General features: G+C 48.3%; 16 protein-coding genes. 4 read left to right on the top strand and 12 right to left on the bottom strand.

The genetic code is table 11. From position 1 onward, the window contains the following. Positions 1-218: 218 nt before the first annotated feature. On the bottom strand, positions 219-1,181 hold the full coding sequence (locus QUB33_RS03065; protein ID WP_333347053.1) for an orange carotenoid protein N-terminal domain-containing protein: 963 nt from the start codon (positions 1,179-1,181) through the stop codon (positions 219-221). 277 nt (positions 1,182-1,458) lie between these two features. On the opposite strand from QUB33_RS03065, the gene queG reads away from it, so the two are divergent. Both queG and QUB33_RS03055 read left to right on the top strand, forming a co-directional pair. Continuing rightward, positions 1,459-2,394 (top strand): tRNA epoxyqueuosine(34) reductase QueG, encoded by a 936-nt coding sequence (queG, locus tag QUB33_RS03060; protein ID WP_333347050.1) that lies wholly within the window; start codon positions 1,459-1,461, stop codon positions 2,392-2,394. A gap of 172 nt (positions 2,395-2,566) precedes the next feature. Next, positions 2,567-3,205: an HAD-IA family hydrolase gene (locus QUB33_RS03055; RefSeq protein ID WP_333347047.1), complete on the top strand. Its 639-nt coding sequence runs from the start codon at positions 2,567-2,569 to the stop codon at positions 3,203-3,205. A gap of 151 nt (positions 3,206-3,356) precedes the next feature. Here the strand turns inward: QUB33_RS03055 and QUB33_RS03050 are convergent, their stop codons facing one another. Together QUB33_RS03050 and QUB33_RS03045 are read right to left on the bottom strand one after the other, a co-directional pair. After that, entirely contained in the window at positions 3,357-4,184 is an 828-nt protein-coding gene (locus QUB33_RS03050; protein WP_333347044.1) for an SWIM zinc finger family protein, read from the bottom strand. 212 nt (positions 4,185-4,396) lie between these two features. Then, a complete protein-coding gene (locus QUB33_RS03045) occupies positions 4,397-7,738 on the bottom strand; it encodes a DEAD/DEAH box helicase (protein ID WP_333347041.1) in 3,342 nt (1,113 codons plus the stop codon). A 448-nt stretch (positions 7,739-8,186) separates the two neighbouring features. On the opposite strand from QUB33_RS03045, the gene QUB33_RS03040 reads away from it, so the two are divergent. Next, positions 8,187-10,340 (top strand): polyribonucleotide nucleotidyltransferase, encoded by a 2,154-nt coding sequence (locus QUB33_RS03040; RefSeq protein WP_333347038.1) that lies wholly within the window; start codon positions 8,187-8,189, stop codon positions 10,338-10,340. 358 nt (positions 10,341-10,698) lie between these two features. Here QUB33_RS03040 and QUB33_RS03035 read toward each other — a convergent pair whose 3' ends face one another. The 9 genes from QUB33_RS03035 to QUB33_RS02995 all read right to left on the bottom strand — a co-directional run bounded on the left by QUB33_RS03035 (position 10,699) and on the right by QUB33_RS02995 (position 25,991). Beyond that, positions 10,699-11,952, bottom strand: coding sequence for a Rid family detoxifying hydrolase (locus QUB33_RS03035; protein ID WP_333347035.1), 1,254 nt, complete (start codon positions 11,950-11,952; stop codon positions 10,699-10,701). A 266-nt stretch (positions 11,953-12,218) separates the two neighbouring features. After that, the gene (locus QUB33_RS03030) at positions 12,219-17,528 is read right to left on the bottom strand and encodes a response regulator (protein ID WP_333347032.1); all 5,310 of its coding nucleotides are present in this window, start codon (positions 17,526-17,528) and stop codon (positions 12,219-12,221) included. 51 nt (positions 17,529-17,579) lie between these two features. Then, positions 17,580-18,398: an HNH endonuclease gene (locus tag QUB33_RS03025; protein ID WP_333347028.1), complete on the bottom strand. Its 819-nt coding sequence runs from the start codon at positions 18,396-18,398 to the stop codon at positions 17,580-17,582. A 140-nt stretch (positions 18,399-18,538) separates the two neighbouring features. Next, the gene (locus tag QUB33_RS03020; RefSeq protein WP_333347025.1) at positions 18,539-21,631 is read right to left on the bottom strand and encodes a methyl-accepting chemotaxis protein; all 3,093 of its coding nucleotides are present in this window, start codon (positions 21,629-21,631) and stop codon (positions 18,539-18,541) included. A gap of 150 nt (positions 21,632-21,781) precedes the next feature. Continuing rightward, positions 21,782-22,315 (bottom strand): chemotaxis protein CheW, encoded by a 534-nt coding sequence (locus QUB33_RS03015; RefSeq protein WP_190661936.1) that lies wholly within the window; start codon positions 22,313-22,315, stop codon positions 21,782-21,784. Beyond that, positions 22,315-22,479 carry a hypothetical protein gene (locus tag QUB33_RS03010; protein WP_333347022.1) on the bottom strand — a complete coding sequence of 55 codons (165 nt, stop codon included), beginning with the start codon at positions 22,477-22,479 and terminating at the stop codon, positions 22,315-22,317. The genes QUB33_RS03015 and QUB33_RS03010 overlap by 1 nt, the downstream gene beginning before the upstream one ends. Positions 22,480-22,678: 199 nt before the next feature. Beyond that, the gene (locus QUB33_RS03005) at positions 22,679-23,779 is read right to left on the bottom strand and encodes an RNA-guided endonuclease TnpB family protein (protein WP_333347019.1); all 1,101 of its coding nucleotides are present in this window, start codon (positions 23,777-23,779) and stop codon (positions 22,679-22,681) included. A gap of 329 nt (positions 23,780-24,108) precedes the next feature. Further along, entirely contained in the window at positions 24,109-25,347 is a 1,239-nt protein-coding gene (locus QUB33_RS03000; protein WP_333347017.1) for a response regulator, read from the bottom strand. Positions 25,348-25,553: 206 nt separating this feature from the next. Beyond that, complete coding sequence (locus QUB33_RS02995) at positions 25,554-25,991, bottom strand: hypothetical protein (protein WP_333347015.1); 438 nt, start codon at positions 25,989-25,991, stop codon at positions 25,554-25,556. A 558-nt stretch (positions 25,992-26,549) separates the two neighbouring features. On the opposite strand from QUB33_RS02995, the gene QUB33_RS02990 reads away from it, so the two are divergent. After that, a complete protein-coding gene (locus tag QUB33_RS02990; RefSeq protein ID WP_333347012.1) occupies positions 26,550-26,687 on the top strand; it encodes a hypothetical protein in 138 nt (45 codons plus the stop codon). Positions 26,688-26,790: the final 103 nt, after the last annotated feature.

Below are 26,790 nucleotides of genomic sequence, written 5' to 3'. Positions count from 1 at the left end.
GTCGAGCGCAGCTTTGAGAGCGATCGACTAAAATCAATACTACTGTCAAAAAATACAAGTGTAGCCAAGCTGCAAACCCTAATACCATCAGTCATTTTCTATCCTTCAATCATTCAATCTAAAATTTAAAATCTAAAATCTAAAATTATATAAACCCAGACACCTAATGGCATCTGGGTTTCTGGCGAAGTCTGTTTAACAGAGCCAACAAGAATATTCTATTTGCGGATCAAATTGAGCAATTCCTTAGGAGATGCCAACAAGTCGATCGCCACAAAGAAAATTTGACCTTGGGGATCGAGCAAAAACCGCCACGCGATGTTCATTCCCACATTCGATCCGAACCAGGGAGTTTCGACTTTGCCGGTGACTTTCACTTGGCGGTAGCCATCTTCTGCGGGTTCCGATACGCCTTGCTGCGGCATCATTTTCAGTCCGATGCACTCTTCCCGCATATAGTTGAGGATAGCTTCGCGACCAACGATCGGCTTTTGGAAAGGCGGTTGCAGGGCCCCTTCTTCAGCAAATAAACCGACGGCTGGGGTGAAGTCGAAGGCGTTCATGTAGTCGATGTAGTTGAGGACAGTCTGCTCGCTGATACCCTCAATTTTGGTTTTCACCCGCTCTTCTGGAGCGGTGGGAGTGCTGCGGGGGGCTGAGCGTTTGCCGTACTCTTGGCTGAAATCGGGGTCGTAGCCCATGTGAACTACGGTGTTGCGAAGTACGGTAATTTGCTGGCCGGGATCTAGTTTCTTGATGGTTTCGAGAACTGTGGTGGCTTCGGGAGACATTTGATAGCCAGCGGGGATCGGAGCGACAACGCCCTGTTTCATCAACTGTCCCAACTCGTACCAGAAACCGAGTTTGGTGTTGACGCGCAAGGAAGTGTAAATCCGACCGATCGTTGTGTCGGCGTTGCTAGCTAGGTCAAACATGGTTTTGCTTTGAGCAGCCGGCGGCATTTGCTTGATTTCGCTCAGTATGCCTTCAACAAGCGCCATGCTGGCTACTCCGGGAGCTGCTGCGGTGATGGAAATACCCATTTCGGTGTAGGCATACCAGAGCAAGGCTAGTTGGTCTTCAACGCTGAGTTTGTAAAATGCTTCGGTGGTAGCCGGAACAGCGCTAGCAATCTCGATGTTGGAGAAAATAGATTGAGCTGATTGAATACTAACTGCCATGTGTATCCTTTGGGATTTGTGGTTGTAGTGAGGTACTGGAGTTAGGAAACGTCAAGCTCCCTTGATTAAATTATGTAACGTTTTGTTAAACTTTGCAAATATAAATTACATATAGCTGAGTTATAAAACTATGATCAATGGTTTGGTAAATTGCGATCGCCGTCACTAGACTGTGCGCCGAATTAGTTTATTTAGGAAACCAATCATTAAAATCGCTTTACATATCATATAAAATCAAAATAGTCAATAAAAAAGGTAAATATTTGCCTGGTGTCAAATGAAAGCGCCCATTAGCAGCATTTTGGTTAAGCAAAAATCCCTAGAGTTGGGATTTCACAAGGTTGGGATAGCCTTGGTAGACGAGGGCACTGACAAGGATGCACAAAGGTTGCAGGCATGGTTGGATAAAGGCTATCAGGCGGATATGGCATGGATGGCTAACCCGAAACGTCAGGATATTCGCGCTGCAATGCCAGAGGTGAAATCCTTAATATGTGTCGCAATCAATTACTACACGCCTCACCAACGCCCGGGCGGTTCCGAATATGCCAAAATCTCTCGTTACGGCTGGGGAAGGGATTATCACAAAATCCTGCACAAAAAACTGAAGGTTTTGGCAAATTGGGTGCGATCGCAAGGCGAGGGAATTGAAGCGCGGTATTATGCTGATACCGGGCCGATTCAAGATAAAATGTGGGCGCAGCGTGCAGGGATTGGCTGGATTGCCAAAAATGGTAATGTAATTTCGCGCGAATACGGTTCTTGGGTGTTTTTGGGAGAAATCTTGACTAATTTGGAGTTAGCGCCCGATGAACCCCATACGGAACATTGCGGTACTTGCACTCGCTGCATTGAGGCGTGTCCGACGGGGGCAATTACTGAGCCTTTTGTGGTGAATGCCGATCGATGTATAGCTTATCACACGATCGAGAATCGAGCCGAAAAATTGCCCGACGAAATTGCATCTAATTTACAAGGGTGGGTAGCAGGTTGCGATATTTGTCAGGATGTTTGTCCTTGGAATCAGCGATTTGCTAAACCAACTGGTGTTGCAGAGTTTGAGCCTTATCCTGAAAATATAGCGCCTACACTTGCAGAATTAGCCGACATTTCCGACGAAGAATGGAACCGCAGATTTACAGCTTCGGCGCTGCGGCGCATAAAACCCGAAATGCTGCGGCGAAATGCGAAAGCAAATCAAATTAACCCTTAAAAGTTGAGATATTCGCGCTCAGGGTGCTTAGGGGGCACATTACCTTATAGATAATAACCCTAGGGTGTGTACGGATCGCCAAGAGCCCATAGATTATGCAGTAAGTCATTCCCCATCTAAAATCTAAAATCTAAAATTGTATGCTCGCCCGTTCCTTATTTGCTATTGTCCAATGACCCAAGTAATTATTTTTGATTTTGACGGTACTTTAGCAGATACAATCGATATTCTTCTAAGCATCACCAACCGTTTGTCAGTAGAATTAGGCTTTAAGTCTGCCACCAAAGAGCAAATCGCTCAACTGAGCAATTTAACTTCTTGGCAAGTCCTTCAGTATTCGGGCATTTCTATCTTCAAATTCCCGCTGTTGATTAGAAGGTTGAAAGCAGAGTTACGCAGCGAAATTCCCAATATTCAGTTATTTCCGGGAATTAAAGAAGTTTTACTAGATTTAAAAAAACAGGGATTTCAACTGGGCATAATCACATCTAATTCCAGAGAAAACGTCTTGGCCTCGCTGGAAAAAAATGGTTTGCCAGACACTTTTACATTTATTTACTCTGGTTCAACTTTTGGCAAACATAAAGTTATTAATAGCTGGCTAAAAAGAGAACATATAAATCCTAAACAAGTCGTTTACGTGGGAGATGAGATTAGAGATATAGAAGCTGCTCGAAAAACCGGAATTAAGGTAATTGCTGTAGGTTGGGGTTTTAATTCTCAGGAGGCTTTGGTGGCACACAATCCCGATTTTTTTATTAAACGCCCCCAGGAATTGATAGAGATTATGAGTAATTTGCGGGAAGTGTAAACTGAAACTGCAAAAAGTAAGACTCGTCGGTTGAAATCTATTCTAGACAAACTCTCGTTGCACCAGAGAGGGACTAAAGAATAAAATGGGTATTAAAGCCTGATTTGTTATCAGCCATAGTCCCTATTATTCTATGTGCGATGAAATTAGGTTAATCTCCTTCGCCCCGTTTCAGTGCTGCTAAAACGGCTTGCTGGCTAACTGCTTGGTAGATTTTGCCAAAATGCTGCTTGAGGGCGTCTGATGCCGGGGAGGATTTGCTAGCGGTTCCTTTTCCGTCGGTTGCAAGGGGAATTGGGCCTAAGATATCTAATACTGTCTCGCTGCTGGGCGGCGGTACAATAACTACTAAAGATGATTCTAGCTGCTGATTGTATTCCCAAAAGCGATCGACCTTTGGCAATTTAGAATTCGTAGTGGGGGCATTTTCGCCCGAGTTGAGTTGGGAATTTTCCTCTCCTTGCGTACCTCGTCTTTGACGGAGTGCTGTCAAGATTTGCTCTTTGGTTCTCCCCCGCAGTTGAAAGAGTACGAAGGGGTCTTCACTGAAGCGATCGCCCAATAAGTAGTATACTGCACTGATGTGTTTGCAAGGGTTTTTGGGGTCAGGACAGCTACAGCGCGATCGAATATCAGATAAGCTTAACGGAAATAGTGTTTTGCCTGCTGCTGCAAATACATCTTCAATATTGTGCGGCATTTCTCCTGCTAAGAGTTTAGCTGAAAAAACTGCTCTTTGGGACATATTTTCAATCACATAATCCCAATCTTCATCAGTCAACGTATCGAGTCCTAAAGAAACTTGATAGGGTTTTGGATCTGTTCCTTGAACTACGGCGATTACTTCTTGATTGGGAAATTTAATGCTGAGAACTTTACCCTCGCGCGCGTACTGCCAGCCACGTTCTAAGCGCTTCTTGAAGCGGTAGGTATTGATTAAATCTAACCACTGTTGTGTCCACCATTCTCTGTCAATCATTTATTTGGGAATTGGGAATTGGGCATCGGGAATTGGGCATCGGGCATTGGTAATTGGGATGTTGACTTCAGAAATAAAAAAACAGCTATCCGTGTATTCTTGACTTCCGTGTCATGCTGTTGGGAATGGGTCATATAGCGGTTCTCAAGCGTGGTGAGGTATGCCCTATGCCCTATGACCGATAGCACCTAATTTTTCTGAGAAATGCTATATTATTCTTCTTCGTTTTCTATAATAGCATTGCGATCGAGAATTAGTAAATTGCGAAGTTGGTCTGTATCGAGTTCGGTGAGCCAGTTTTCGCCGGCGCTGACTACTTGTTCGGCTAGAGCTTTCTTACTTTCGATCATATCGTGTATTTTCTCCTCTAACGTACCAGTGCAGACAAATTTATGCACTTGCACGTTGCGAGTTTGACCGATGCGAAATACGCGGTCAGTTGCCTGATTTTCTACTGCGGGATTCCACCATCTGTCATAGTGGAAAACGTGGGTTGCTCTGGTTAAGTTCAAACCTGTGCCGCCTGCTTTTAAAGATAAAATCATAATCGGCGGGCCTTGGGGATCGTGCTGGAAGCGATCGATCATTTCTTCCCGCTGCTGCTGCCGAATTCCTCCGTACAAGAACAAAACTTCTCGCCCTAAATGCTGTTCTAGATGCGGTTTCAGGAGTTTTCCCCATTCGGCAAATTGAGTAAAAATTAAAGCCCGATCGCCCTCAGCAAGCACCTCTTCTAACATTTCCACCAACCGCTGCAATTTCCCCGATTCCTGGCTCTTAATCTCCAATTCTTTCGGCTTAGCTTCTGCTTTCACAAGAGCCGGATGGTTGCACAGTTGCTTGAGTTTTACCAGCAAAGCCAGAATCATTCCCCGGCGCTGAATGCCTTCTGCTGATTCTAATTCCGCTATTGACTCTTCGACTATTTTCTGATATAAAACCGCCTGTTGATTTGCCAGCCCACAAAATACAGTCATCTCCTGTTTTTCGGGCAAATCTTGGATGATTTCTTTGTCAGTTTTCAGGCGGCGGAGGATGAAAGGCCGAACGAGCGATCGCAAAGTCTGCAATGATTCCCTATCTCCGTATTTCTCGATCGGAATTGCAAATCGGCGCTGAAAGAAATTGCGCGGTCCCAAATAGCCAGGATTGAGAAACTCCAAAATAGACCACAATTCTTGCAGTCTATTTTCCACCGGAGTTCCCGTCAGCGCTATTCTAAAAGATGCCTCGATTTGCCGCACCGCTTGCGACTGCTTAGCCTCGGAATTTTTAATATTTTGCGCTTCATCTAGAACCACTCCTTGCCATTTAATGGCTTGAAATTCCTTGGCATCGCGAAACACTAGGGCGTAACTGGTAATAATTAAATCTTTTCCTTTAATTGCCGTCGCAAATGCTTTGCCTTTAGCGCGTTTGTCTCCGTGGTGAACTAATACTTTCAGCGTCGGGCCAAATTTCTTGACTTCGCGCTCCCAATTGCCCAATACCGATGTCGGACAAACCAGTAATGTTGGCGCTTCTAGAGAATCTTGTTCCTGTAAGTGGACGAGGAAAGCAATTAGCTCGATGGTCTTACCGAGCCCCATATCGTCCGCGAGACAAGCACCCAAACCCCAGCGTTCTAAGAATGCTAACCAGCCTGCTCCTAGCGCTTGATAAGGCCGCAATTGTCCTCGGAAACTAGCCGGAGTTGCGATCGCACTTACCGCTTGATTATCGCTCAAAGTATTCAACAATTCCTGAAGCTGACCCGTAGCCTCAAAATTCACCACAGGCAATTTCTCGATCATCTGAGAATCGCCCGACGCCAAACGCAAAGCATCCTCCAAAGAAAGAGTCATTTGCTCTTTACGGCTGGCAAAAAAAGTTTGAGCCGCTTTCACATCCGGCGCGCGCAACTCCACCCACTCGCCGTTAATTTCCACCAAAGGCGAATTCAACGCGATCAATCTGTCAAATTCTGCCTTAGAAAGGCGCTGTCCGCCGATCGTCAATTCCCACTTAAAATTTAGCAGACTTTGCAATCCCAACCCGCCTTTCGCCGGAGTCACTTTCGGAGTTTCCGCTTGAATACTCAAACCCAAACGACTCGCCCAACCATCTGTCTTTGTCAAACTCGGCGGCAAAACTACGCCCAACCCGCTATCAGCAAACCGCCAAGCTACAGACTTAATAAACTCGTAAGCTTGCAGGGGATTTAATTGGCAAGATTGAGGCCGCTGTGCTTGCAAACTCGGTTCAATTAATGGATAAAGTTTCGAGGCTAAACCCAAACCGCTGAGCAAAGTTTCTTGAGGCAATTCTATTGTCCGCCCCGCATAAGCCAAACGCTCGACAGAGTTGTTCCAAACAGTTGTCGCGTCCACCAAAAATTCGGTTTCATCTGCAGCTTGCAAGCAATAATTTAAATTCCAGTTGGCTTTACCAGGGGACGGCGGTATGAGTTGAAAGCAAGTGCGAAATTGGCTGTGTTGAGATAATTGGTTTTGCAGCGGTGCAGTCCAAGCAGTCAGCTTGGTTGCCAAGTTTTCCAATGCTGCTGTTTCTACTTGAACTATCCCAGATTCCTGCTGCAAAGCTTGCAGCCAGTCGCGCACAGGCGAAACTGCTTTGATGTCTAAGGTAGAGCTACCAGCCGATCGCACTTGACTATCTACAATACTGCTCAAAAAGCCTAACACTAATTCCTCAGCCCCCCTCGGCAAATCCACCGCTAAAGGCAATTGACTCGATTCTTCTTCCTTTTCCCCTCTTCCTTCTTCCTTCTTCCTTCTTCCTTCTTCTTCCTTTTCCCCTCTTCCTTCTTCCTTCTTCCTTCTTCCTTCTTCCTTCTTCTGATATGTTCGGCAAGCAGTTGGCATTTGCTTGACAAAAGTGCCGAGGCGGAGTATGTCTGTAGAACTATCTAACAGAGGTTGCCATTTGGCAATAGCAGAACCGTCGGACTGTTTCTCCAATCCCGGCAAAAATTTGCATCTTGCCAACAAATCCAAACTCCACCTAGCAATATGAGACCAAAAACGCAAATCTGAGCCGACAAAAGAGTCGGGTTCCGTACTGTTAAGCGGTAGTGATTGCAAGAACACAAAAGCTGCTTGAGGGTTGAGACAAAAACCCTCGACTTGCCAGGGATAAAGGTAAATATCCTCGGTTGTAGCGGGTTCCTCAAGTGCTGCGGCTGAGTGCTTCGGCATCAGATTTGCGTTCGATTCTGAGATTTGGGTGGGAAGTGCGATCGCCCGAATTTCCCTTTGAATTGAGGAGTTTGGGGCGGTAATTTCTGCGTTTTGAGTTTTGGGCGACCGCCGAGTTTTTTTGCTTTTTTCCGGTGGAGTTTCTGCGGTTTCCGGTAATTGCCAGTTGAGTTTTCCCGACTGGTGCAACGAATTTAGGAAATTCTTAAATTCCGATTCGGTCATTGCTAAGGGATGCGGTAAATTTATCCCCGATTCTATGGTTTCAATTGCCCCAATTTTTCGCCAAGTTTCTCCCCAAATAAATAAGCAACTCTTCTCATTTTCAAGTAGCCAACTGCCGTGTAAAATTGCCATCTTTTTTATTCTGATATTTGTATTTAAGTGCGAGATTGACTACAGAATTTATAGGGAATTTATGAAAATTTTATTTAAAACAAACCGAGGAAATTTTGAGCCAGATAGGAATTAGGTAGAACCTGTATATTTAGGTACTTATCGCACACCTTACGGCTTATTCCGTGACCTAGATACCTAAATCCCTCTTCCTTCTTCCTTCAACGTCCCAATTCCCAAACGAAAATTCATCGTACCATCTATTTCAGGCGTTTAGCGGACGATCGACCGGAGAATCGACCCCAGACTCCAAAAAATAATTATCGAGTATAAATGCTTATAAGCCAGACGCAGACAGTGGATCGCGAGGCGATTATCCCTGTCTTTTGGCGTCGGACTCTCAAACATCCTGTGGTAATGTTACGATCCCGACAGAGAAAGAATGTGGTAGATAAGGAAGCAGTGCTACATGGTAGAGATAGACAAGTCAATATCCTTCGATGGACGGGATATTAGACTGAAGATTGGTTTACTAGCGCCTCAAGCAGGCGGTGCAGTTTTGATTCAGTCGGGTGACACGGCGGTTTTGGTGACAGCGACTCGATCGCAGGGGAGAGAAGGAATTGATTTCCTGCCCCTGTTGGTGGATTACGAAGAGAGACTCTACGCTGGCGGTAAAATTCCCGGTGGATTTTTGCGAAGGGAAGGGCGTCCTCCAGAAAAAGTGACTTTGACTGGCCGTTTGATCGATCGACCGCTGCGTCCGCTATTTCCAAGCTGGCTGCGAGATGACATCCAAGTTGTAGCAACAACGGTTTCGATGGACGAACAAGTGCCACCGGACGTTTTGGCGGTGACTGGGGCTTCCGTAGCGATACTGCTGGCGAAAATGCCGTTTTACGGGCCGATGGCGGCGGTGCGAGTCGGTTTGGTAGGGGACGATTTCATCATCAACCCCACCTACAGCGAAATCAAAGAAGGCGAGTTGGATCTCGTGGTAGCTGGTTCTCCTGACGGAGTAATCATGGTAGAAGCCGGCGCCAACCAGTTGCCCGAACAGGATATCATCGAGGCGATCGACTTCGGCTATGAAGCAGCCTGTGACTTGATTCAAGCGCAGCGCGAAATTATGGCGGAATTGGGGATCGATTTGGTGGTAGAGGAACGGCCATCCCTAGACTCGGCCCTGGAAAACTTTATTCGCGATCGCGCCCAAGAACCCATCCGCATCATTTTGTCAAGATTTGAAAAAGACAAAACAATACGGAATGCAGCTTTGGACGAAGTTAAGGCAAATGAAGTTGAATCTGCGATCGCCGAACTCCCGGAAGACGATCCGGTAAAAGTAGCCGCCACCGCCAACACCAAGGCGATCGGCAACGTTTTCAAAGACGTTACCAAAAAAATGATGCGGAAGCAGATCCTCGAAGATGGCATCCGCGTAGACGGCCGCAAGCTAGACGAGGTGCGACCCGTTTCTTGTCGCGTAGGCGTGCTGCCGTCGCGAGTACACGGCACTGGGTTGTTTAATCGCGGGTTGACTCAAGTCTTGTCCGCAGCTACCCTGGGAACCCCAGGCGACGCCCAAGACTTAGGGGACGACTTGCACCCGCAGCAAGACAAACGCTACCTCCACCACTACAATTTCCCGCCGTTTTCGGTAGCAGAAACCAAGCCGATGCGATCGCCCGGACGCCGAGAAATCGGTCACGGAGCCCTCGCAGAACGCGCTTTACTGCCGGTTTTGCCATCCAAAGAAGATTTCCCCTACGTGATTCGCGTAGTTTCCGAAGTCCTTTCTTCCGACGGTTCGACCTCAATGGGTTCAGTTTGCGCCTCAACGCTAGCATTAATGGATGCAGGCGTTCCCCTTTCCCAACCCGTCAGCGGCGCGGCAATGGGCTTAATTAAAGAAGGCGATGAAGTCCGAATTTTGACTGACATTCAGGCAATTGAAGACTTTTTAGGCGACATGGACTTCAAAGTAGCCGGTACCGACACCGGCATTACTGCTTTGCAGATGGACATGAAAATCAAAGGTTTGCCCTTAGATGTAATTGCCAATGCCATCCGCCAAGCCAAACCAGCCAGACTGCACATTTTAGAAAGAATGCTGGCAACCATCGACACTCCCCGCAAGGAAATGTCGCCGTTTGCACCGCGTTTGCTAACCCTGAAAATCGATCCAGAATTTATCGGTTTGGTAATTGGGCCTGGTGGCAAAACGATCAAAGCCATCACCGAAGAAACCGGTGTCAAAATAGACATCGAAGACGACGGAACCGTGACAATTGCCGGCAACGACAGCGAAAAAGCTCAGCGGGCTTACAACATTGTCCAAGGCATGACGCGCAAGTTGAATGCAGGAGACGTGTATGTCGGCCGCGTAACTCGAATTATTCCGATCGGCGCTTTTGTGGAAATTTTGCCAGGAAAAGAAGGCATGATTCACATTTCGCAGTTAGCGGACTACCGCGTTGGCAAAGTGGAAGACGAGTTAGCTGTAAACGATGAAGTGATTGTCAAAGTGCGAGAAATTGACAATAAAGGTCGAATTAATTTGACCCGCTTGAATATTCATCCCGACGAAGCGGTAGCCGCCCGCGAAGCGTTGAATAAATAGTTTACAGTTGGTAATTGGTAATTACTTGTAGAGTAATTGCTAATTGCTAATTGGTAACTGGTAATTAGTAATTTCTAATTGCTAATTGAGATTAAATCTGATAGTTTCAGATTGATTTGGGAGTAGGTGCGCGACAGCGACAGATCGACAAAAGTGCGATCGGCTGTAGAAGTTAATACACTCGCGCACTTTACCCTCGGCGGTTGCTATAAATAAACGTTCAAATTATTCATCTCTCTCCCCTCTTTCTCAGCGCCCTCTGCGCCATCTGCGGTTAAATCACTCAGAAACATAAAAAAAACCAAATATCCACAAACCAGGCTTATTGAAAAAGCCTGGTTTCTCAAAGAAGATGAAATCAAATCACAGCAATACAGTCAATCTCTACTAACACATCTTTCGGCAAACGCGAAACCTCTACACAAGCGCGCGCCGGTGCAGTTTCCGCATCAAAATATTTCGCATAAACCGCATTCACAGCGGCAAAATCATTCATATCTTTGAGGAAAACCGTAGTTTTTACGACATCCAACCAAGTAGCGCCGGCTTCTGTGAGAATGGCTTCGAGATTTGCCATAACTTGTTCGGTTTGTTTTGCCACGTCGTCGGTATAGACAATATCGTTTAGTCTAATGTCGATCGCAATTTGACCAGCTACAAACAGCATAGTGCCCGTAGCGGCGATCGCTTGATTGTAAGGGCCCACGGGTGCCGGTGCTTTGTCAGTACGAATAATTTTGCGTGTCATAGATGTCACTTTGTGGGATTCTTGTTGAGAGGTTTCCGGTTTGTAGTCGATTTCTGGTTCTGAGGTTTCAGCCTCATAGATTTCTCCATCTGGCATTATCGCATCAGTGAAGTCGGCATTGTTAATATTCCAACCATAGGTTTGAGCATCAGTCAAGTCTGCTTTCTTAAGGTTGGCTCCCTCCAGCCTTGCTAGCATCAAATTTGCTTGTTTTAGACTAGCTTTTTCTATATTTGTTCTTCTCAGACAAACTTTTTTCAAATTAGTTCCTGTGAGGTTTGCTGCACTAATATCAGCCTCAGTTAGATTCACGCCTGATAAGTTAAATGCAGACAGATTGACACCTCGGAGTTTGGCTCTCTGAAAATTGACACTTTCAAGGTTAGCACCTGCTAAGTTCACTTGAATCAATTCTGCTCCTGTCAAGTTGGCCATCGTCAAATTAGAATTGCTCAGATTTGCTCTATTTAAATTTGCGTTCTTCAAGGAGGCTTTAGTTAACGATACAGAGCTTAATTGGGCTTCACTCAGGTTTGCACTGTCCAGCTTAGTATTACTCAAATTTGCCCCACTGAGGTTTGCCATACTCAAGTCAGCACTGCTGAGGTCTGCAAAACTGAAGTTGACGCTATTACCTACCACCCCGATTAAGTTTGTGCCTAGCAGGGATGCTCTACTGAAGTCTGCTCCATAGAGGCTTGCTTTGTTCAGAGTTGCCTCATTCAACTCCGCTCCCGTCAAATTTGCACCGCGTAGGTCTATTCCACTCAAGTCTGCACCTTTGAGGTCTATCCCGCTTAACTGTGCGTTCGTAAAGCTTCGTTCGCCTTTGGCATATTTTTCTAAAAGTTCTTCAGCTTTCATAAATAAGCGATCGCCCTTCCGCTACACCCCACTTCCCCAGCCTACCACCAAAACCTAAAGCGCGAGCTAAAATCTGCCTCAATCCGCGTGAATCCATTTTCATCTGCGGTTAACAAATTCCCATTTTTTAACCGCAGATGAGGGCAGATAAACACAGATTAACGCAGATAAATTAGACATTATCTGCGTTAATCCGCGTGAATCTATTTTCATCTGCGGTTAAGAAATTCCCATTTTTCAACCGCAGATAAACGCAGATAAAAACATTACACAGCAACCGGAGCACCAACAACCTCACCTTTCAACATCCGAGAAGCAGCATCAAGCAATTGCTCCTCCAAATAAGGCTTAGTGAAATAACCTTTCGCGCCCAAACTGTAAGCCATTTGGCGGTGTCTGTCAGCACCGCGAGAAGTTAGCATCGCAATCGGCAATTCACACAAAACCGCATCCTTTTGCATCCGAGAAAGTAGTTCCAAACCATCCATTCTCGGCATTTCAATATCGCAGAAAACGATATCGCAAGGCAGACCAGATTTCATCTTTTCCCAAGCTTCCTTACCGTCGCGAGCTTCTTCCACACGATAGCCAGACTTCTCGAAAGTAATCGACAATAGCGATCGCACCGTAATCGAGTCATCCACAATCAGCACAGTCGGCTCAGTCTTCTCGATTTCCGCCTCCTTAGTAGCCTTCTCGCCCTCATCCCAAAGCGTACCGCCAGTGTCCTTACGCAGCCTTCCGGTAGCCAAATCGATCAGTTCCAGAACGTCCGCAATTGCCACGATCCGACCGTCCCCGAGCACCGTAGCACCCGCAATCCCGATCGGCTTCGGCACCGGCCCCTCTAACGGCTTGATCACAATTTCCTGTTCCGTCGAAACCTGATCCACCTGCACCGCCAAGAAATTGCCGGCAGACCGCAGCACAATCACCGAAATCATGTCATCGTCAGTATTAAACCCGTAAACACTGCCCCGACCCAAATGGCGGCTGTAAGCCAGCAAATCCCGCAGCGGTCGGAACGGCAAGCTTTGACCCCGCCACTCAATGCAAGGCAAACCATCCGCCCCCGTCGTCACCTGATCGCGAGGCACATCGATCATGTCCTCGACCCCATCCATCGGGAAAGCAATGCGAGCGCGATCGCTAATGCAAGTCAGAGCCTTAGAAATGCTCAACACTAGAGGCAAACGGATCGTAAACACAGTCCCCTTGCCGATGGTTGAATCGATCGACACAGTACCGCGAATCTCCTGCAAGGAAGTCTGCACCACATTCATACCGACTCCCCGGCCGGCATACTCTGTAGCCTGTTCCTGAGTGCTGAAACCCGGCATAAACAGCAAATCGTAAACTTCCGAGCGAGACATCCTCTGAGCCTGAGCCGCCGTCAGCATACCCTGCTTAATCGCCTTCGCCTTCACCCTTTGCGGGTCAATTCCCGCCCCGTCGTCCGAAACCGAAACGACGGTTTGGTTCCCTTGGTGGAAAGCGCGAATGGTAATTCTGCCGACTGCTGGCTTCCCAGCCGCCAGACGCACCTCCGGCGCTTCGATCCCGTGAGTAATCGCATTGTTCACCAAATGAGTCATCGGGTCATACAGTTGATCCACAATCATCTTGTCGATCAAAATATCCTTACCCTCAACCTGCAACTGAGCCTGCTTCCCGCACTTAATCGCAATTTCCCGCACCGCCCGGAACAGCCTGTCCGTCGTCTCCGCAAACGGCTTCATCCGGGCGCGAGTCAAACCTTCTTGCAGTTGAGTAGTAACTTGCCGCAGTTGGCGAGTCACCTGATCCGCCTCATCCACCAAAAACTCAATGTCCGCCGCCGACTCCCGCACCCGCACGATCAGCTCAATAATCTCCTGAGCCAAACTGTGGAAAGGAGTAAACCTGTCCATTTCCTCCGGTCTCCAGGCACTTTCCCGAGTGTGGGCCGAATCCTCAGAGCGCCAGGCCGATCGGTGTCCCTGACGGTTTGCCAGCAAAGCAATCTCCAAAAGACTCCGCTCGTAGAAATCCTGAGTCCGCTGGCTCACATCGCTCAGCAGCGCTACCTGGTGCAGCAAATTGTCCAAAAACTGCCGCATCCGTTCTTGGTCTTGCTCCAAACTGTTGCGGTTCACCACCAGTTCCCCCATCAAATTGCTGAGGTTATCCAGTTGCTTGACCGGCACCCGCATCGTTTGGTCGCCGAACCCGCCCGCCCGCATATTGCGCCTGGGTCTGTTGATCGCCGACTGCCCCATATTGCCTTCCCCTTGGCGGCCGCTCTCCTTGGGATCTTCCAACAGTTTTTCCAAATCGCCAAATTCGTCGTCGCTCTCCTCGGCGGCAGCGCGCGAAGCTTTACTAGAAGTTGTCGTCGGTGCAGGAATTTCCGGCATAGTTGCGCTCTCGCTGAGGAGCTCTTCGAGATCCGAGAAAACTTCTGTATTTACCGGACTCTGATTTGTGCTCCCAGAAGCTGCTATGACAGCTCCAGCACCCCCTGCAATTAACAGTGCTTCTAAATCGTCAAAATTGCCTTCGTCATCCTCATCGCCTGATTCGCCCTCGGCAAAAAAGTCTGCCAGCGACCCCTCTTCCAACTCCGAGGAATCAGCCTGGGCCGACTCGTCCTCAGCGTCCCAAAAACCCGTCGTCAGTTCCGAAGTCACCAGAACCTCAGCATCGATGGAATCCAACAAATCGTCAAAACCCTCCAACTCTTCGTTGTTGAGAGTAGCCCCGGTTTCCATCGCCGAGAGCAAGTCAGCATCGCCCTCAAACATACCATCAAGAGATTCTGTCGGCAGCGCCTCTAAATCCGCACTCGAAAAATCCGTTTCTAGGGCATCAAACAAATCATCTTCGCCCTCAGACTCCCCGGCGCCATCTGTTTCGGCTCGATCGAACAAATCCCCACTCACCTCGTCGGACAAACCATCGGGAAGTTGGGCCGACAATTCCTCAACATCAAGAGCCTCGCCCCCATCTAGCGCCGCTCCAGCATCGCCGTCCTGCACCATGCCTTCCCCAAACATATCCTCCAACAAATCGAAAACTGCGCCCTCATCAGATTCGACATTTGAAATTTCTGAATCAGGACCATCGGACAAAGCCCCAAGTTCAACCGCTGCCGAATTTGCCAAGCCTTGGTCGGAAACAGCCGCACCATTGTTCTCGAACAAACTCCCCAAGTCGCCCTCATCAACTCCCACATCCGCACTCAGCAATTCTGAATGCCCATCATTGGGCCAAGTCCCACGGGCTTGCCCCGAAGCTTCTCCGTCATACTCGGTACCCGTAGGTACAGAACCGAACAGCTCAGTCAAATCTGCGGCTTCTCGGGAAGTAGCCACTCCTTGCCGATCCCGCACAGTCTGTTCATCCTCAGAAATCGCACCCGAGGTCATATCCCCAAACAGCGCATCTAAATCGGTATCGTCCAGCTCCAGGTTGAGCGATTGCACAGACTCGTCTTCCAGGCCGAAAGCATCTTCTAGCCAGTTTTCATCCGCAGAGATATCTAAATCAGAATTTGATGTCATGTTAAGAACGTTGCCCATTTCCTCATTTTGTGGGATGCCAGCAGCTCGATCTCGATCGCCCCCGTTCTCCCCACCTTCGTCTTCTGAAGAAAGGAAATTAGAAGTAATCCCTAACAGCTCGCTCAAATCCGAGTCCTCGCCAAGCTCAGAGAACAACTCGAAATCATCCATTTCAGGGAGACCAAGCGCTTCGGCATCCGCTGAATCATTATTGCCCCCCCCTGCTGCAGGCTCCTTCGATTCTCCGTCTAAAGCCTCCGACTTCAGGGAATACTCCGAAGAAACTGCCGGCACACCCGTTGCTTCAGATAAGCCTAAATCGCCGAACAAGTTATCGAAATCAGCATTGTCTGTAACACCAGCAGAAGTTTGGGCGGCCACTTCGTCCAAAAGCGTACCGAGAGCATCTTCGTCTGCTTGTCCCCTGGCTGGGGCCACCGTGTTGTCTCGCCGCTCCAAACCGCCCTTACCGTTACCCGTTTTAAGCTTTTTGCCAGTTAACCGCTGGCTCGAACCCCCATTTTTCTGACCGGCAGCTACTGCCGAGCCCTCTGCCTCCTCTCCAAATAGTAAATCCTCCCCAAACAAACTCGTCAGGTCATCAATCGGAGGCTTTGTGTTCGTTTCGGAACTTTCCGAATCGTATTCGTCAAACAACAAATCAGTAAAATCGCCGGAATTGTCATCGTCTGACCCCAGCATTCCCGCCGCCGATATCCCAGAAGACTGTGCATAGTCGAGGTCTTCTTCTTCTTCCCAAGCGCCGTCGAGATCCGGCGACTCGCCGTCAAACAAGTCAGCTAAAGTGTTGAGTTCTGCCGCGCCCACTTCCGGGCCGGTGCGGGTCGAGCCTCTAAAAGCACCAGTTTCCATATCCGATTCTGTGAAGGCGGCATCGTCGTCGAACTGGGCGGATCGAAGGCCGCTGTCATCGTTGCTGTCGCCGCTGTCGAGTTGATCGAACAGCTCGTCTATACTCAGCCCAGAAATAGTCGGCAGCAACTTGTTCAATCCATCCGGGGAATCGCCCGAACCCACCAGATCCCAGGCCTCATCCTCAACAGAAACCACATTTTTCCCGGATTTACTCGGTTGAGCGAAGGCCAGCAAATCTTCAAAATCCGTTTCGGGAACCAGAACAGCCGGCTGCAGCGCCAGAAGTTTTGCGCTTGGTGCGATCGACGATTCTAGACCAGAAATTACAAGTTCTTGCGCTTGTTTGATGTCTTTGATCACCGTTGGGGCTAAGGTGCGGTAAGTATTTTCTGGGTTGGCGATCGCCTTGGATACAGCTTGAATCAATTCTATCCAGCAAGGCAGTCCAAATTCTTCCCCCGCCCTGAGCAAATTCCGACAAATGTTCTTGAGTTGCCGCCTGCTTTCTGGCCCCTCGGGCTGTTTGAACTCTTGCAGGAGTTCCCGCATCCTCGCGGGCACGTCCGAGTCAAATACTAGCTGCAGCGCGCTGTCTTCTGTTGCTCTGGCATCAGGTGCGTAAACTGACCGCGAATCCGGAATACTCCTTGATGAGGCAAACGCCCCGACTCCCATCCCCGCCATAACTGGTTCGGGTACTGACATCGCGTAGCTCTCGTCTCCATGGTGTTCTCCGTGTCCGACGAGTCCTCCCAAGTGCCCGTTGAGCTCTTCAAATACTGGTTCTAATTCTCGAACCATCTGTTCTCCCAATTCTTCTGTCAGTCCAAAAGGCCCCGACAGTTGCTCTAACAGCCCTTGCAATGTGTCAAAAATTCGCAGAAAAAGGGACTCTAGCTGTTGGTCTACTTTAACGCTGCACTCTTTTAAAACTTTAAAACTATCTTCTAGTCGGTGAGCTGTTTGTTGAATGCTGGTCAGCCCCAGCATTGCTGCTCCTCCTTTGACAGAGTGAGCGGCCCTAAATACTTCGTTGACCAGTTCTGGGTCTTCGATCGTGGTTTGCAGATTCAGCAAGCCTTGTTCGATCGTATTGAGGTGGTCTTTTGCCTCCTCAATAAAGTAGCCCATTATCCTCTGTTGTTGCTCCGGCAGCATAGTTTTATTCCTGATTTTAAGCGTTATTGTATTGGGTCTATGTTAGTAGTTCTAGAGAAGCTCTTTGTAGATCTCGCCCTTTGCCAAGAGAATAATCTGACTGCGAGATATCGCAAATGTCCTGGCTATTTTTGCTTTCGATATGCCCTCACTTAAAAGATAGCGAATCTGCTGCACTTGTTCGGGTTTGAGTTTGCGGTTAGGACATATCTTGCCTGGAACGAAAGGAAAGCGGTTTTTTTCTATAGCATCGCGGGAGTTATCTGCGGGAGTTCCTTCCCACAAATGGTCAGGATTGATACAACCGCGATCGTCACAACTGTGACACGCAAAATAACCGGGTTTGACAGGCCTTCCCAGTTTGTGTTCCAGTACCAGTCTGTGAGCGTAGAAACTTTTTGTTTTACCATTAATTTTAGTACCCTTAATGGCGTAACCATCACTTCTTTTAGCCAAGGTACAAACCATGCAGCCGTTCGGCTGTATTTGGGCCCGAATACCGGGAATTATTTCTATGCCTCGCAGTTGTTTTTGAGGTTTCGGCGCCGATGTACTTCCGACATTTTTAATACGTCCTTTTTTAAACCTATCTTGAGAATTTTCCAGCCTAGAGCCTTCCCACAAATGGTTAGGATTAATGCAGTTTCGGACATCGCAAGTATGGCAAGCAAAGTATTCGGATCTGAGCTGCCGACCTAATGAATGTTCTAATACTAAACGGTGGACAGTAAAGGTTTTCCATTTACCGTTAATGCGAAGTCTTTTATTGGCATAGCCACTGCTAGATTTGGTTAGGATAGAGATAATACAGCCCGTCGGGTGAATTTCACCAAAGATGCCCGGTATTACCTCTACTATGTTATCGTCCATCTGTGCAACTCCTACTTTGTTTAGGTGTTGAATTAGCAGCCCCGCAGAGGTTTCAAGACTGCGAGGTTGCTTTTTTTATGCCATCATTGCCACACTAAGGTGCTAGTAAATCAGCCGATAAAAAAGCAGTAGACACTTAATTATTGTCTTTCTGCTGTTTCTACTCGGAATCTTTCCACCGATGTCAAAAGGTCACGAGCAACGCCTACCAAATTTTGCAAAGCACCGGAAACTCGCTGCGCTTCTTGGGATGTTTCCTGAGCGGTCAGCTCAACAGCTTGCATCACAGAAGCTACGGCGCGAGCGGTTTCGTTTTGCTCTACAGTGTCGGCAGTAATCGATCGCACTAACACGTCAATTCGGTTAGTTACTTGAATGATATCTTCAAGCGATCGCTTGGCCTGTTCTGCCAATCTTGTCCCCTCAATAACCTGCTGCGTCCCTTCTTCCATGGCCGTCATTACCGCGCCGGTTTCGCTTTGAATTTGCATCACGATCTGTTCGATTTCTTTCAAAGACTTAGCCGATCGGTCGGCCAATTGTCGCACCTCGTCTGCCACGATCGCGAAACCCCTGCCCGCTTCCCCAGCTCTCGCCGCCTCAATACTGGCGTTGAGGGCCAACAAATTCGTCCGGGAGGCGATCGTCGCAATTAAAGCCACAATCTTAGAAATTTCTTGAGAAGCTTCTGCCAACCGCTTGACTTTTCTCGTGGTTTCTGCTACTGTTTCTCGAATTTCTAAAATCCCAGCCACCGTCCGCTCCACAGCCTCGCCCCCTTTCAGAGCCGTTGCCGCCGCGCCCCGGGCCACTTCTTCCGCCTCTCTAGCGCTCTCTGCGACCCGCTGAATCGCGTCGGTGAGGACTTGCACCGAATTCAGCGTTGCCGCCAGTTCCTCAGCTTGCCGCAGCGCGTCGGAAGACAAATCGCCCGCAAACTTAGCACTATCCGTAGCGCCTTTGCTGACCTCCCGAGCCGCCTGCTTCACCTGATGGACAATTTCGCGCAGATTTTGAATTGTCAAGTTAAACGAGTCAGCAACAGCACCCAAAACGTCTGCGGTCACTTCCGCAGTCACCGTCAAGTCACCCCGGGCCGCTCCTTCCACGTCGTCTAGCAAGCGAATCACTTGGCGCTGCAAGTCTTCTTTTGCCTGTTCCTGCTCGTCAGACTTGCGCCTGGTATCGCTAATCGTGGTTTGGATGACCTTCGCCATGTGGTTGAATTTAGCTGCCATTTTGCCAAATTCATCTTCCGAGTAAACCGTAGCTCGAGCATCCAAAGTTCCTTGAGATACGGCATCGAACTGAGCTTGCAAATTATCCGACGACTTGCGTACCTGCTTGGCGATCAACTGGCCGATGCCCCAAGAAGTTAAAAAGCTCGTAAAGCCTGCTGCTGCGGTCATTACCCAGCCTGTTTGGCGCAGGTAAACGATCGCCTCGGGTTTGTCTTGCCGCAGAGCTTGATAGGAGGCAATGTTGGTGACGAAAGCCACAGCTACCAGAGAAACCAGTCCCGCCCCGATTGCCGTGTACAACTGTTTTGTAAACAAAGGGGCATTTTCCAAGAAAGCCAGTCCCCCCTGTTCTACCGTGACCGAAGTATCGACCGCTTCTGTTTCTGTGGGAGCAAAACTCGGCACAGACGCATCAGCCGGGCCGCTTATGCTAAATATTTCGTCATCCCGAATTGCTGAGCCATCGCTGTTGTCAAAGTCCAGGCTGCTGCCCGTCGTTCCCATCATGCCGCTGGTCGAGTTGCCGAAATTGGTGTTACCTCTAGTCAAGATCGAACTGGTGGCATCTTCTGAGATATCAAAGTCCGGCAAATTGCCCAAATCGTCAAACTCGTCAAATTCGTCTAAAAAGTCGCTGTGTTCTTGAACGTTCCCAGCTTTTGACGACCAGCCGCTGTTGTTCTTGTCGGACGCTCCAAAAGCTGTCGCTTGTTCGTTTTCGTCGAAAGAGAAAGAATCGCTAAAAGCATCATCATCAAAAGCATCTAACTCGAAGTTGTCTCTAGAGCCAAATGCCGGGGGCTCCGAGTCGCTGTAACCGTTGCTGTTGGCGGAAGATCGATCGACTGAATTAAATTGTCCCCGGCTCGACCTTTGACTTTGAGAGTTAGGGACAGCACCTCCCATCAACAGCGTTTCGTCTTCCGCCAGCGAATAGTTTGATGAGTAGTCCGACCCGTTATTCGGCTGCTTGTTTTGAGGCCGAGAAGACCCGAAACCCGACGAGGGCATCGCCTCGGCAAACGGGTCTTCCTCTTCGACCGGAGGTGCGTTATGACCGTAATTTTGGCCGCTCTGGGGCGGGGATTGATAGTCGTAGTCGGAGTTATCGTCGAATTCGTCTGGCAAATCGAGCCCAGCAAAAGGTTCGCCAAAATTGTCCGAGGGCCCGATGGGGGAGTCGAGTTGGTTCGAGTCGAAGGAATTCCCGGTTTCTGAAGAGGCAAAACTTTGACCGTTGAGCATCTGAGTCGGAGCTTCTGAAAACGAATCTCCTGAGTAAGGTGCGCTTTTCCCAGACACTTTGCTGCTAGACACGTCAGCAGCATCAAACCCTCCATCATCTAAGGCAAAAGGGTCTCCAAAGTCCGAGTCGGGAAACTCGTCTATGTCTAGCGACTCGGAGGTCTCAGCATAAGCTGCCATTCCGCCGCTGTCGCCACCAAACGGGTTAGAATGTGAGGTTAAATCTGGGACAGGGTCGGCGCGATCGTCGTCTTCTGCTTCCCACCCCAAGCCGCTCATGCCCAAGTCGGCCAAGTCCTCGTTTTCCATGTCGTCTGAGGATTGACTTCTATAGGAAAGGGATGGGGAATTTCCTTGGAAAAGTCCCAAATCCGGGTCTTCTAACCCTTCATCAAGCGATAAGTCTGGGTAGAATTCTAATTCAGTTTCAGCAGACAAAGCCTCGAAATTTTCCGTTTGCAGCTCTCCAGATAAAAATTGGTCTGTGTAGGTAATTCCGTTGTGAGCGTGTTCCACCAAACTCGGGTCGTCACTCAGGCCTAGCACAACCGTGTACTGTTCCCGCGCCACCTCATACTGTTGCAGCCCGTAGCAGTAAATGTGTCCGCACAGCAGGCGAGCGCTGGGGTCTTCGGGAAAATCTTCTACTAATTGATAAACTAGGGCTGCGGCTTCGGAATAATTGCCATCCATGTAGGCCGCTTCTGCCCGTTGGTAGTCCTGCTGAAAGTTGGTACTTGTTGCCATTTGCCGCCCTCTTTGGATTTTAGATTTTAGATTTGAGATTTTTGATTTTTATTATCTTGAATTGAATGTTTAGATGCGCGCCTCAAGTCGTGTGACTGTTGATGGTTAGACCCCAATCGAAAATCGCAAATCGCAAATCTAAAATCGATTTCACGCTGCCCACCGCGCCGAGCGCAGAATTTTCACTTGATCTAGCAGTCGGAGCACTTTCTGAGCTTGTGCACCTAACATCCATTCTCCCCTCAGAAATGGAATCATGCCGTCTGGTGCATTGTTCTGAGAGTGCAGTTGCTCTACGTCGAGCCAGTCCATCCCCACGATTCGATCGACTGCCAGCCCCAAAATCGTGTCTTGGTCTTCCACAGCCACGATCGGGATTTCGGGTCTATCTGTGTTCAGAGGTGTTTGGTCTCCCAGAAATTGACCGAGGTCTGCCACCCAAATCACTCGTCCTCTCATATTTAGCGTACCTAAAAGCAAAGAGGAAACGTTGGGGATCGGTGTCATGCGGTCTGGGGACGGGGAGAGTACCTCTCTAATCCCTGTCGCTGGCAGTGCGAACTCGTTCCCCGAAGGAACGTAGAACCGCAGGTGCAGCTCACCTTCGGGAGTTTCTAGTTCTTGGAATTCCGGAGCCGGATCTACCCCTAGTCCTGGTAATATAAAGTCTGGGCTACCGCTAATCATAATTCTGACACCTGCATTTCTAGCAAATTGTTGAGATTTCCCGCCAAGAAGAACCCGATCGAACTTCGATGGTCGAAACTTGACACAGCCAAGCTTGACACAGCCAAGGGGTGAATGGCGCGACTGCCGGAGGTGCTTGGCAATAAATTTGCTCCGTCCATAATTGACTGCAATCAATAATTCGCGCGACTTTTGCTGATAAATTAGCTCAAATCGACTACGAACAATTAATTGGGAACCCCTAAAACTTCACTTTGTACTGCTTTGTAAAACTTACCTAAAATTATCTAAAGCCATCTTTAGAGCATCCGAGTTTACTTCCTACGCTATTGGGTAGTCGGCTATCCCAAGATCAGTAGGCTATCCCCCTCCAGCCGAGGGTTCCCAGTTCAAAATGTTAACGCTGGCATTCCAATCACGATCAATAGATATGCCACAAGCAGGACAATCATAAGTCCGAAAACCCAATGGCATATCTTTTTTGCTGCCACAATTAGAGCAAGTTTTAGAACTAGGAAACCATTGGTCTACCAGCACTAAATTCGCTCCATACATCAGGCATTTGTAATCGAGTTGACGCTTGAACTCGTAAAAGCCCAGGTCGGATATCGCCCCCGCCAGCTTGTGATTTGCCATCATGCCTTTTATATTCAAGTCTTCTATTTTGATGAGCTTGAAAGTCTTGGCTAAGTAAGTTGTTAACTTGTGCAAGAAATCTTTACGAATACAAGCTATTTGCGCGTGAAGTCGCCTGATTTTGTTGTAAGTTTTACGCTGGTTATTGGAACCTTTTACCTGTCTCGAAGCTTGACTTTGTAAAGTGGCAAGTTTGGTTTTCGCTTGCTTCAACGGTTTTGGTGCTTCAAAAACTTGCTGGTTTGACAGCATGGCAAAAGATTTAATACCTACATCGATTCCTACAGAGCTTTTGGGCTGTTGAACTGGTAAACGTTCTGCATCAACACAGAATGAAACAAACCAGCGACTTCCTTCTTTTGAGATAGTAAAAGTTTGAGACACGTAACCGCATTCTAGGGCTTCGTGAAGCCGAAACGTTCCCAAGGAAGGAATCTTAATTGTGTTGCCAGCACTTAGAAGAACTTTCCCATTGGATGAATCTACCCTAAAAGATTGACCATCCCGGCGACTGGCGAATTTGGGATGACCTGCTTTCCCGGCACGATATCGACTAAACGCATCTTTCAAGTCAATTAATGCGTTTTGGTAGACTCGGCTAGACAACTGGTTCATCCAAGCGAATTCAGGCTGTTTCTTGACGTGGTTAGTGAGAACTTTTTTAACTTCGTCGATCACCTTCGAGTCCGAAAGCTTGCCCTCACTATACATTTGAGTCCGCAAGCTTAACCCGAAATTGAAGACGAGCCGCCTCCATCCTGCGTGTTTTGCCATCAAGGTCGCTTCGTTGTTATTCAATTTTAGCGATCGTTTGACGGCAAACATAGTTAAGCTTACCTAGAGTTGCGGGTTTGCTCAATTATAGACAAGTTTAGAAAACTATTTGGCAATTTAGTCTAACTCTGTGCATCAGTTTTTCGGAGCGCTGCAAGTGGAGAACAAGTATATTATATTTGCACTTTGAGCGTGTTAGACCCACTTGGGTCTAGAAATTGAACAGAGTTTTACCGACGCCCTCATGCCAGCGCGCGGATTTATACATTCTAGTTTATGGTGCGATCGCCCATCCTGTCCCCAAGCTTTCTCTTTGCCGCGGCCGAGACTCGCTCTAACTGCAGGTACAAAAAAGCTCCAATAATGCCATCGGTGCAAATTTATTTTTCTTCTAATTGGTCTTCTAGCGAGCGGTCTAATAATCTTTCCGAGACATTGACCCGAGGGTAGCCCGGGCCCACATATTTTTCTACCAGCATCAATAACTCGCTTTCACCAAAAGGTTTTGTGTAGAAGTCTGTAGCTCCGGCCATGCGGGCTTTAACGCGATCGATAAATCCGTCTATGCCCGTCAGCATAACGATCGGCGTCTGGCGGAAAGCGCTAGAACTACGCAGCATAGCGCAAATTTCGTAGCCGTCGAGTTCGGGCATGGCGATGTCACACAGAATTAAATCGGGTTTGAGTGGAAACACCAAACTCAGGGCTTGGAGGGGATTGCCGATCGTAGTAGCTTCGTAACCGTGTTCATTTAAAATTGACTCGACTGTTTTGCGAATAGTATTGTCGTCGTCTATACAGACAACTCTGGGAACCTTGGTTTCTGGGGACGACCATTCTTTTTTGTTGTTGGTCGGGGCAACAGAGGGTTCGTAAAATACTTGGACCAATCCCTGCTGCACAAATGGGTAAATCGCCTTAGCGACAGTGAGCACGTCTCGGTTGAGGTAGCGCGCCATTTGGCGGATCGAAGTGTGCCCGTCGGCCCAGCGTCTGAGAGTATTAAAGGTATTGACAGGCAACGCGACTCGCAGCTCGGAGGGGTCTGAAATCACCGGGCATTGGTTGGGCGACTGAATGTGAGGGTGAAACTGCTTCCACTGCTGCACCTGTTTGACAATCTTGGCCAGCAGCGAGCTAATTTCTAAGCTGGTCAGTTGAGGAGCCAAAGCTGGGCCCATTTCAAAAGTGAAGGAACCCTGGTGGAGACTGAGCAAGTCAAATAGGGTTTCGTGGATCATGCTCTGGATGATGTTGCGTCCTTGAGCTGGGGTGAGGATGTGATTTTCTAGCAGGGCCCATAGATAGCCGTATTCTGGGGCATTGGTAGATGCCATATAGGGAACTTGGATTTTGTCGAGGGCGGTATCTGCTTTGTAGCGGCGCAGGTAGTCGCGCAACCGAAACAAACTGCCCGCACTTTGGGTAGCGTAAATAATTTGACCGTTGAAGCAGAAGACATACCAGGATTGTCCTGCAAGGGAGCGCGGGGTAGGTTGAGTACCCGTGCTGCTGCCGGTGGAGGTGTAGGCCTCTACGAACAGTTCTCCGGTTCGCTGACCTAACTCAATCAATTGCAGGATGCTGCGGATGTCTATTTCACTCAAATTTCCCTGCATGCAGCTAAAGTGTCCTCCTTAAAACCGTTGGCGTCTGAGCTCGGAAAGACTGTGTGCTGGCGAAAAGATTGACTTTAGTTTCCGTCAATAATTTACGCGCTGATGCCGATCTCACAATTGGGAATTGACGAAAGGGCGATACTTACTGCAGCTCCTCGGCCGCGCTACCAGTCCACAAGCTGAAACCGCGAAACTCGCGGCATTCTCTAAGTGTAGAGTTTCACCTTGTATTCCCACTGTTGCCTAAACTCGTAGAATCCACACCGCACGATTGCACGGGTTCTTCGAGTGTGCAACGCGGGCATTCCCGACTGGTTCAAGTCTTCGATGGCTAAAGTTTTGAAGTTTTTGGCTGAGTATGCCGTCAGTTTATCCAACACATCTTGGCGTAGGTCAACTTCAAAATACCGAGGATTCTCTGGTTTTACCGCTGCTACCAGCAGCAAGTGCCGATCGAGGCCCGATGGGAACTTGAGGCTAGTCTGTTGGGTTGGATGAGTTGCGATCGAGGTTTTTTTTGGGTTTGCCACAGCCCTAAAATCAGGTGCAGTCAAAATGAACCTTTGTTGGCAATTGTCAGGAAAACCCTCAGTGCCGATCGACCTTTTTGCTCGCCCGCGGCGAGCGTCACAGGCTCGCGTCATTACCTTATTCTAAGGCAGCGCGGTTCAAATCCCTAGTCCGCCGGAGCAGGGCGCAGGCTTGGGGGCTGCAACGGCTTTTCTCACGATCGACCCATAACTAAAGCGTTGTAAAATCAATAGAAAGTTTTTGATGGAAACCCCAGAGCCAAGCCCAGGGCTAACGACATGGGGATTTAGACCGGGGGATCAGTCGGTAGGGACTTTTAAGTCTCGCGAAACAATTGTGTTGCTAAAACCAGAGTGGTATAATTGGCAGAGAGCGATTTGCCCGAGTAAGAATAACTTTCAACCCATTGAAATATCCTAGACGGCGAGCAACCCCGGCAACGCACTAATCTGATTAATTCGGAATAGTTAAAGGGCAAATAATTGCAGCATAGGTCACGTTCAACCTTAAAAATATGAAGAACTCAGCAAGTCAGCGCTCCGGGAGAAGTAAAGTTCTTTGAGTGAATAGAGCTATATTTGAATGTCCCGTTGTCGTCTTGAAGGTGGGCAAGAATCCCCCGGCTTTAGACGTGGGGAAGTTCAAGGACTGACCTTTTTCAGGTTTGGGCTATGGCAGTCTCCGCAGTTTTGCTAGTCTTTAATCAAGCGGCATTGATACTGCTCTCTCATTCCTCCAGACAACTGGCGGCGGCTGTACTTTCTGGAAGTTCTCCCGTGAGGCAGTGCTATGCGTTAGTGCTGCTATAGTTAGGAAAAAATGCTATCCCCCGATTGGGCAAACGATACCAGAAAGTAAGACTTAAGTGGCAAAAAGTTATCCTTACTTGCCTATACTTGTTTACTTTAGGTA

This window comes from Microcoleus sp. B3-A4, assembly GCF_036705385.1.
Classification (GTDB): Bacteria; Cyanobacteriota; Cyanobacteriia; order Cyanobacteriales; family Microcoleaceae; genus Microcoleus.
This window is presented reverse-complemented; position numbering and strand designations above follow the sequence as displayed.